Annotated in this window: 7 protein-coding genes; 5 read left to right on the top strand and 2 right to left on the bottom strand. The window is 58.7% G+C overall.

Annotation, left to right across the window (positions count from 1 at the left end; genetic code table 11):
- A partial coding sequence (locus AB4043_RS16360) for a helix-turn-helix transcriptional regulator (protein ID WP_442307534.1) occupies positions 1-214 on the top strand: 214 nt, incomplete at its 5' end.
- Entirely contained in the window at positions 211-2,937 is a 2,727-nt protein-coding gene (locus tag AB4043_RS16355) for an ABC transporter permease (RefSeq protein ID WP_442307533.1), read from the top strand. The genes AB4043_RS16360 and AB4043_RS16355, both read left to right, overlap by 4 nt.
- On the opposite strand, the gene dgoD is transcribed toward AB4043_RS16355, so the two are convergent.
- Together dgoD and AB4043_RS16345 are read right to left on the bottom strand one after the other, a co-directional pair.
- Complete coding sequence (gene dgoD / locus AB4043_RS16350; protein WP_442307532.1) at positions 2,855-4,156, bottom strand: galactonate dehydratase; 1,302 nt, start codon at positions 4,154-4,156, stop codon at positions 2,855-2,857. The genes AB4043_RS16355 and dgoD overlap by 83 nt on opposite strands.
- Positions 4,157-4,448: 292 nt before the next feature.
- Positions 4,449-4,703 (bottom strand): hypothetical protein, encoded by a 255-nt coding sequence (locus AB4043_RS16345; protein WP_442307531.1) that lies wholly within the window; start codon positions 4,701-4,703, stop codon positions 4,449-4,451.
- Between the two features lie 417 nt (positions 4,704-5,120).
- On the opposite strand from AB4043_RS16345, the gene lepB reads away from it, so the two are divergent.
- The 3 genes from lepB (at position 5,121) to AB4043_RS16330 (ending at position 8,877) form a co-directional block, all read left to right on the top strand.
- Positions 5,121-5,927, top strand: a complete 807-nt coding sequence (gene lepB / locus AB4043_RS16340; protein WP_442302956.1) for a signal peptidase I — start codon at positions 5,121-5,123, stop codon at positions 5,925-5,927.
- Between the two features lie 126 nt (positions 5,928-6,053).
- Positions 6,054-6,935 carry an ester cyclase gene (locus AB4043_RS16335; RefSeq protein WP_442307530.1) on the top strand — a complete coding sequence of 294 codons (882 nt, stop codon included), beginning with the start codon at positions 6,054-6,056 and terminating at the stop codon, positions 6,933-6,935.
- A 307-nt stretch (positions 6,936-7,242) separates the two neighbouring features.
- Positions 7,243-8,877, top strand: a complete 1,635-nt coding sequence (locus tag AB4043_RS16330; RefSeq protein ID WP_442302954.1) for a hypothetical protein — start codon at positions 7,243-7,245, stop codon at positions 8,875-8,877.
- Positions 8,878-8,974 lie beyond the last annotated feature (97 nt).

Here is an 8,974-nt window from a genome sequence, read left to right as displayed (position 1 = left end):
GACCGGATCACTGTATCCGGCTCTCCATCGATTGGAGCGTCAGAGCTGGGTGCAGTCTGAGTGGAAACAGTCGGAGAGCAAGCAAAAAGCCCGCTATTACCGAATCACGGCCAAGGGGAAAAAGCAGCTGGCCTCAGATCTGGGCCGATGGGAGCGGATTGTTGAAGCGATTGGGTCGGTGATGTACGTCAAGCCGGAGGAGAGTGAGTCATGAAGTGGTTCCCGAGCTTCGGTTTTCAGTGGCGCAAGCGCGAATTGCAGGAAGAGATTGATGCACACCTGCAGATGGCGATTGCAGATCGAGTAGCGCGAGGGGAAACGGCGGAGACAGCGCGACGAGCAGCAGCGCGGGAGTTTGGAAGCGTTCCTTTGGTGCAGGATGTGACGCGCCAGATGTGGGGCCAAGCCTGGCTTGACCAACTAGGCCAGGATGTCCGTTACGCGCTGCGGCAACTGCGCAAGAGCCCCGGCTTTACGATCACCGCTACGGCCATGCTGGCAGTAGCTATCTGCGCCAACAGCACCGTATTCAGTTGGATCGACGGCACCATGTTGCGTCCGATTCCGGGCGCGAGAGACACGGGCGAACTCGTAAGCCTGCAGCGGGGAGAACGGAACTTCTCGCCGACTCCGCCTTTCTCCTATATCGACTATCGCGATCTGCGCGAGCAGAACCACGCCTTTGCCGGAATACTTGCCTATCATAACGATTGGATTGCGCTGACTGGCGGCGCACAGCCGGATCGTGTCTATATAGCGAATGTGTCGGCTAATTATTTCGATGTGCTCGGCATCAAGCCAACGCTGGGGCGATTCTTTCTGCCGGACGAGGAGGCCCGTGCGGTACCCAACGTGGTCCTGGGCTACGCGCTCTGGAAGACGCGTTATGGCAAAGACCCGGCAATTGTGGGCAAGTCGATCGAGGTCGCTCGGCATCCGGTGACGGTGATCGGTGTGGCGCCGGAGGGGTTTGTCGGAGCAGCTCCCGGGCTGCTTGACGATCTGTGGGTAACGCTCGATCCCCTCGGGACGGATGTGTGGCGAATGACCCATCGCGACTCGGACTGGCTGATCTTAGTAGGAAGATTGCGGCCCGGCGTGAGCCGTGGCCAGGCAACCCAGGATCTCGATACCTCGATGCACCATATTGTAGTGGCGTATCCGGACCAGCATCTCGGCGATAACCGGATCACGCTCGATCCGATGTGGCGTTCGCCATTCGGCGCCAACGGATACATGGCGGCGACGCTGCCCATTCTGCTGGCCTTCGCCGGCGTGGTGCTGTTGTTGACCAGTGCGAACGTGGCCACGCTCACGCTGGTGCGGTTTGTATCCCGGCGGCGTGAGCTTGCCATCCGGCAGTCGCTCGGGGCCAATCGCATGCAACTGGTGCGGCAGATGATGCTGGAGGGCGCTGTGATTTCCATCGTCGCGGGAGCCGTGGCCCTTGTATTGACATGGTGGACATCGAAAACATTTGCGTGGTTCTTTCCAGTGAACGCAGTTCCCCTCGCACTGAACGGGAACGTGGACCATAGGGTGGTGATCGGGATTGCGGTATCTTCTCTTTTGGCAGGCATGCTATGCGGCGCGCTCCCCGCCTGGCGATCCTCTCACGCGCCGGCCATTGAGGTACTCAAGGCAGAGTCTGCAAGTATCTCCGGCGGCTCACGCAACCGGAAATTGCTCAGTGGGCTGGTGGTGGCGCAAATCGCGCTTACCCTTCCGTTGCTGTTGTGCTCCGGGCTATTTCTGCGAACGCTGCGGAATCTCGCCGCGGCGAACCCCGGCTTTGAGCAAGACCACGTTCTCACTGCGTCCGTTGGGCTGAATATCGCCGGCTACAGCAACGATGAGGCAAAGTTGATCCGTCGCAAGATACTTGATCGCGTGTCGGCACTGCCCGGCGTGGAGGTTGCGTCTCTTACCGACTGGATTCCGATGACCCTGATTCAAAAGAGAAACGATGCGTATCCGGAAGGGTATGTGCCGCACCCTCATGAATCTCTGCTGGTGCAGAATGCCGAAGTGGGACCGCGGTATTTCGAATCCCTTCATATACCCATCTTGGAAGGACGCGAGTTTACGCCGGAGGACGATGAAAGGGCCCCGAGGGTACTCATCGTGGATCAGACCGCGGCGAGGCGCTACTGGCCGGGACAGGATCCGCTGGGAAAGAGGCTCAGGATTTGGGGCAGCCTTTTCACGGTTGTCGGCGTGGCGAGGAATTCAACCCATACTTTCGTGAATGAGTCACCCGAGCCTATGGTCTATATGAGTTATTTCCAGCAGCCGGGGTACGAGACGATGGTGCAGGTGAAAACCGAGGGTAATCCCGTCGACCTGGAGCCAATGGTGGAAAACGCCATCCATGGGATCGATTCGCGACTGCCGGTTTTCGATGTGCGTTCCATGCGGGAGAGCACCCAGATGGCCAACATTTTCGCCGTCATCGAGAGCACCCTGGCGGGGATGTTCGCGCTGATTGGGCTGGTTCTTGCCATAGACACGTGTCATCGGCCGGATGTTGTATGGAATCGGAGCCAACGATCCCATCACCGTCGTTTCCGTCGTTATGCTTCTGGGAGCAATGTCATTGTTAGCATGCTACCTTCCCGCACATCGAGCGATGCGCCGGAACCCGGTGACCGCAATTCGAGAATTGTAAGCTGCAGTTCAGATTCGACGCGAATTGGACGGATTCGGGGTATGCGTGGCAAGCAGCAGGCGCAAAGCTTAAAAAGGCTTGAGGAGCAGGTTGGGCTGACCTTTTTTCACAGCGCCACGCCGCTATTGAAGTTTTGCGAGAAGTTAAAGAGGAAGGCCCCTGCTGATTTATGGAACATCACAAATCTCAGTGGTCGCGTACGGAGCCGTCTGTCGCATCCCACATCTCCGGGAACTTCCATTCCGGGATACCGCGCTCATTGTCGATGAGGTTGTCATCCAGCTCGATGCCGAGCCCCGGCCCGTCCAGATTGCCCTTCAGGACAATGTTGCCCTCGGTCATCACGAATGGCTTTTTGATGTAGCTCTTCCCCATCGGGCTGCGCTGCACATTGGGCGGCCCTCCCTTTACCGCCTGCAGCGACGGCACCTCATGCGCGAGGAAGTTCGGGATCGACGCCGCCACGTGCATCGAGGCGGCAAAGCCCACCACTCCTTCCTTCGAGTGCGGCAGCATATCGGCATAGAAGGCCTCCGCGAGCGTGGCCACCGCCTTCAGCTCGGTGATGCCGCCCACATGCGTAACGTCCGGCTGCAGCAGTTGCGCCGCGCCGGCTGTCAGCAGGTCACGGAACTGCCACTTCGTCACCATGCGCTCGCCCGTGGCGAAGGGGAACACCGTCTTCTTCGCCATCTCTGCCATCAAAGGCAGGTTCTGGAACTGGATCGGCTCCTCATAGAACCAGGGGCGGAAGGGCTCGAGCGCCTTGATGATCTCCATCGCGGCGGGCGGCTCATGCTCGCCGTGCATCTCGATGCCCAGGTCGAAGTCGGGACCGACGAGCTCGCGGATCGCCTTTACCTTTTCGACAAAGCCGTCGATATAGTACGGGTTCTCGGACGAGCGTGACAGCCGGCCTCGTGTGGACGAGACGCTGGTCTTCATCGACCGGTAGCCCTGGGCGAGCACGTGGGTTCGGGTTTCTTCGACGCTCTCGGCCTGGCCGTAGCACTTGATGCGGTCCCGCGTTGGGCCACCCAGAAGGTCATAGATTGGAACTCCCAGCGCCTTGCCCTTGATATCCCACATCGCGATATCGACCGCGCCTAGCGCGGAGGTGAGGACGATATCACCGCGATAGAACGCGTGCCGGTAGATCGCCTGCCAGTGGTGTGCCGGCCGGCGTGCGTCCTTGCCGATGAGGTAGGGCTCGATCTCCTTGATGGCGGCGGCCACCGTGGGGATGCGTCCCTCCACAGTGCCCTCCCCGATTCCGGTGATACCGGCATCGGTGTGCATCTTGATGAAGATGCTGCGCAGCGAGTTGACCGGGATGATCTCGAGTCCGGTTATCTTGATCTCGTCGCGCGGGTCGGCCAAAGCGGAGGCGTGGTTCACCGGCTGCGCGGCAAGGTTGCGCTCGCTCGCGAGCAAGCCGCCCAAGCCCATGGCGGCGGTTTTCATCCAGCTACGGCGTGACTGAGCCATCGGCGATTCCCTCGGTGTGATTCCAGAAAACGCTGGAGCATTTTTCCTGTAAGTGTAGTGTAGGGTTTCCGCATCTATGGGCGTTTTCCGCAATGAAAACGCCACTGTACTCCCCTCCCGGGATACCCAGCAACAGGAAAAGTGCTCTATCACCTGAGCCGTGAGAACGTCATCCTGCAGCGTATTGGCTTGTGGGGTCTGAGACCGCTTGCAGCCAGTAACGGATCAAACAATCGTGAGTAAGACAGAGCCGGCGCGGCGTAGCATAGTCGGTGAATTCCAGGCGAAACAGCTACTCGACCTTGCTTGCTTTATTTAGCAGCACCACGTGAGAGAAGACTCCCGTGTCGAGCGTGGTTGGGAGATGCGAACAGAAACCGATGCCCACATAAAAAGGTGCGTCGAAGTGCATTGTCAGCGGAGGCCCAAGCGGGTGCATCGGTTCACCCTTAATCGACGCGTAAATCGTGATCTCATCACCCTTCTTCGTGATCCCGATCCGCTGAGCCATCACTCCGTTGAGGGTGCCGCCAAAACGATATTCCATGTCCCTCATCGCTTATGCGTCGCCGAGCCGGGCAGCGCCCAGTCCGGCACCCCTTCCGGCGCCTGCGGTTGCTGTGCTGTCGACAGAAGGCTGAGTGCTCCTATGAGTAATGCAGATGCAGCGCAAAAAGCATACTTTCTCATCGAACGGCACTTTAGCAGATGGTGGTGACAGATGTAATAAGTCCTCATAGTGTCGGCTTGTGTTTACCTATCGCCCCCAAGTCTTCGCTGGGGAAGAACAGGCCGATACACTCATTGACCCTTGACCGGGTTCGATTACTTCTGGGAAGAGTCGTTTATCAGGAGTAATCCGCTGAAGTTGCCGAAAACTAAAACTTTCAGGGAGTCTACAATCGTAGCAAGCTGCTCTGGGATTGAGCTGTAGAATTAGGCGTTCTCTGACGAGGTCTACTCATTGGCTCAAGGTAAAGACAATCAGAATGTATCTAAGGGAATCAATGCCAATAAGCATCGCGAGACGCGCTTAGAGTCACTCTCGTCGATCTGTGTTGTTCTAGTTATCGGTCTGTTCACTATGAGCGGTCTAGCTCAGAATTTTGTGATCCCTTCCGGCTCAATGGAAAAGACGTTGCTTGTTGGCGACCATGTCGTCGTGGATCGTATGACCTTTGCTCCTCCAACGAGATGGGCCCCGTTCGTCCACTCTCGAGAGCCCAGGCGCGGCGACATTATTGTGTTTTTGAAGCCTAATCCCGAAACGCCCGATCTAATCCTGGTCAAGCGCCTGATTGGCCTACCCGGGGATCGCATTCGTTTGGATCACGGAATTGTCTATCTAAACGGGGTACGCCAAAATGAGCCGTACGCTATCCTGCCTCACCTAAGCGAAGACCCTGAGGACCAATATTCGCCTTCACGCGATGATTTTCCCGCTCTCGGTGCTCCGGAAGGTGCTACGGCCGTCTGGTCGGAGGAGCTGGCATCTCATATTGCTGACGGCAACTTGGTGGTTCCTGCCGGCAAAGTCTTCGCCATGGGAGACAATCGTAATCACAGCGCTGATAGCCGCTACTGGGGATTTGTTCCTCGCGAAAATATCCTCGGTCGGCCCCTTTTCAATTATTGGTCGTTTGATGCTGGGACTACAAAACCAGAGACACAGTCGATCAGCGTTGTCCAGCGTCTCGAGGCGTTCTTGACTACATCCATCCACATCTTTGACAGAACGAGATGGACTCGCACGGGACACCCGATTACATAAACGGCTAGACGATCCGCTATGTGCACGGTGAGCCTACCTCTCGTCCGAATTGGATCATCTTTCCTGGAATTGAAAGACTCGTTGACAATGTGGCATGCCTTCGCACCGCGGTGCTAGCATGCGTGCATGCCCCTGAATCCAGCAGAAGTCTTTCAGCACTATACCGACGCATGGAATCGGCACGATGCATCTGGCATTGTCTCCACATTCGCTGAATGCGGAACCTACACCGACCCAACGACCGCTGGTCCGCTTGCCGGAGCAGCGATAGCAGCCTACGCAGAATCCCTTTGGCATGCCTTCCCCGATTTGAATTTCGAAACGGTAAGTTTGACCAATAACGCTCAGGGATTGGTCTCAGCCGAGTGGCTCATGAAGGGGACCAACACGGGCCCCATGATGGGCCTGCCCCCTACGGGCCGTTCGATCGCGTTGGCCGGTGSCGACTTCGCTCGCATCGAAGGCGGAAAAATCCTTTCCCTGCAAGGATATTTCGATAGTGACGCCGTACCGCGCGCCTTGGGACTTGACATCATCGTGCAGCCCTCCGCAATCGGCCCTTTCGGGTTCGGCACCAGCGTTCGCGCAAGCAATGGAAGCACCGCCCTTCCCGGTGCGTTCAGTATCACCAACTTCTTTGCGCGCAATCCAGAGGAGGCCGCCGTCATGAAGGAAAGCGGCCGCAAGATAGCTATGGACATGCTAACCATGCCGGGGTTCATCAGCTTGGTCTCAGTTGTCGTGGGAGATTGCCTGATGACCATCACCGCTTGGGAGACCCTGGACTCCATGGCGCCCCTGATGAAACAGGGAGAGCATCGTTCTATGGTCAGCCGCTACTTTACCTCGGAATTCGGTCAGGGCGGAATGACCGGGGTGTGGGTTCCGGGCCGCCTCAATCCACGCCGCGTCCGCTGTCCTGGYTGTGACAAGATGACCCCTGTCGAAGCTCCGAAACAGAACTGCACCTGCGGCGCTGTACTCCCTGATCCACTTGCCTATTGGTAGCTAGATTCGCTCAATCACGCAGGCGGGTCGGAAGGCGTGAGTCGGTCTGCTGGAAAGCATCTGGAGTGACTTCTCTGATAAAGCGCGCCTCTCGTAAACGTGCCTGCCATTCAGCGCGGGATTGGTAACCGGAAGTCGGCTTCTCCTCAACTGACCTGGAGCGCGAGTTACCACGATTAGAGCTGTTGTCGCTCATCGCCTTATCCGCAGCGGTTGCAGATGCCTGCGGTTCACGTCCGCAGGTATATTGGTCGCCCGGGAGTGAATGATGATTAATCCTTCTGTATCGCGACGGAGAATGCTGCAGATGGCCGCAGCTTTTGCACCCACAGCCATGTTGCCTGCCCAGAGCACTCAGAGTGACGCTCAGACCGAGACCGACCTACGCCCTACGGTCTCCCGCGTTCACCCCGGCCCGTCCGGCAAGCTGGTCTACACGGCTGACGCACAGGGCAATACCATACCGGACTTCTCAAACGCCGGCTATGGCGGCGGGGGTGTGCCCATCCCTTTTGTGCCCACGCGTGAGACCATCTGGCCGGTTGCCGGTGACAACGCGGCCAACCTGCAGGCGGCTATCGAGCGCGTCTCTGCTCTTCCGCTGGACGCTGATGGATTTCGAGGAGCTCTGCTGCTGCGCGCGGGTCACTACCCACTGGCCACTCCAGTGAGCATCAAGGCCAGCGGCGTTGTGCTGCGCGGTGAAGGGATGGGGGACACGGGTACGATCCTGATCGGCACCGGGACCGGCCGCACAACCGACGCCACCGGTCCCGGCCGCGTACAACCCACGCTTGTCCGAATTGCAGGCAGCGCCGGCTGGATCCCCAGGGAAGACAGCAAGCAAGCGGTTACGGACGACTACACACCTGTGGGATCACATACCGTGCGCGTAGCCAATGCGCGGGGCTTCAAGCCCGGCGATACCGTCATCGTTCGCCGGATCGGCAACCAGGAATGGATTGACGCCATGGGCATGAATGGCGCCACGCCGCAGACGCGCTGGCGACCGTTCAACGTGGAGTGGGACCGCGTTGTCGTTGACGTGCGCGGGAACCTGATCACGGTCGACGCACCCATCACCTGTGCCATCGAAAAGAAGTGGGGAGGCGGCGAGGTGCTCAAGTACGAAGACAACGACCGCATCGCCAACGTGGGCGTGGAGAACATCCGCGCCATGTCAGAGTTTGATCCCACCAAGCGGACCAACGAGTACGGCAACATGGACCGCCCCGACTACAAGGGCGAAGAGTACTACGCCGACGAGGACCACTTCTGGAACTTCGTCACCATGGACAATATCCGCAACGGCTGGGTGCGCAATTGCACCGCTCTGCACTTTGCCAACAGCCTGGTGGGCACGCAGCGCGGAGCCAAGTGGATCACGGTGGAAGACTGCATCTCGCGCGAACCCGTCTCGCGCCGCATGGGCGCTCGCCGCTTCACCTTTGCCTTGCGCGGAGAGCTCACGCTGGTCCAGCGCTGCCACTCTGACAAGGGTCGCCACTCCTTCATGATGGGCCAGCCGACGTCCACGCTGAACGTGTATCTCGACTGTGCTGCCACCAATCCCTATTCGTCCAGCGAAACACACGAGCAGTGGGCCACCGGCGGTCTCTACGACAACGTGCACGCGCCGCTCACGGCCCGCTTCTGGAAAGACATCGTGATCGGCTGGGGCGGCGGCAATACCGTCTTCTGGAACTGCGTAGGTCCGTTCCTGGTGCAGAAGCCACCCACCGCACAGAACTACGCCTTCGGCCACATCGGTGTGGATATGATCAGCTACAACACTGCCTTCCAGGACCTGACCAAGGAGGGCGGCTACATCGAATCGCTGGACAAGCACGTATCTCCACGCAGCCTCTACCTTACCCAACTACGCGACCGCCTGGGCATGGCCGCACTCGGCAATGTAGCGGCACCGGGCCAGAAAGCCTAAACACCGCAGGCACATAAAAGGCGCACAGGGTTACCTGCCGCGCCGCCCCCTGCTTGAACGACGAAGCAGGCTAGGTGCCGAGAACGGCGTTTATGGG

It is taken from the genome of Terriglobus sp. YAF25, assembly GCF_052113305.1.
GTDB lineage: Bacteria > Acidobacteriota > Terriglobia > Terriglobales > Acidobacteriaceae > Terriglobus.
Note: the sequence above shows the minus strand (reverse complement) of the source record. Positions and strands in the feature narration are given on the sequence as shown.

What these genes read in the sequence shown, in the direction of transcription:
- AB4043_RS16355 (WP_442307533.1), top strand. Translation starts at nt 211, where the DNA reads ATGAAGTGGTTCCCGAGCTTCGGTTTTCAGTGGCGCAAGCGCGAATTG.
- dgoD (WP_442307532.1), bottom strand. Translation starts at nt 4,156, where the DNA reads ATGGCTCAGTCACGCCGTAGCTGGATGAAAACCGCCGCCATGGGCTTG.
- AB4043_RS16345 (WP_442307531.1), bottom strand. Translation starts at nt 4,703, where the DNA reads ATGGAATATCGTTTTGGCGGCACCCTCAACGGAGTGATGGCTCAGCGG.
- AB4043_RS16330 (WP_442302954.1), top strand. Translation starts at nt 7,243, where the DNA reads ATGGCCGCAGCTTTTGCACCCACAGCCATGTTGCCTGCCCAGAGCACT.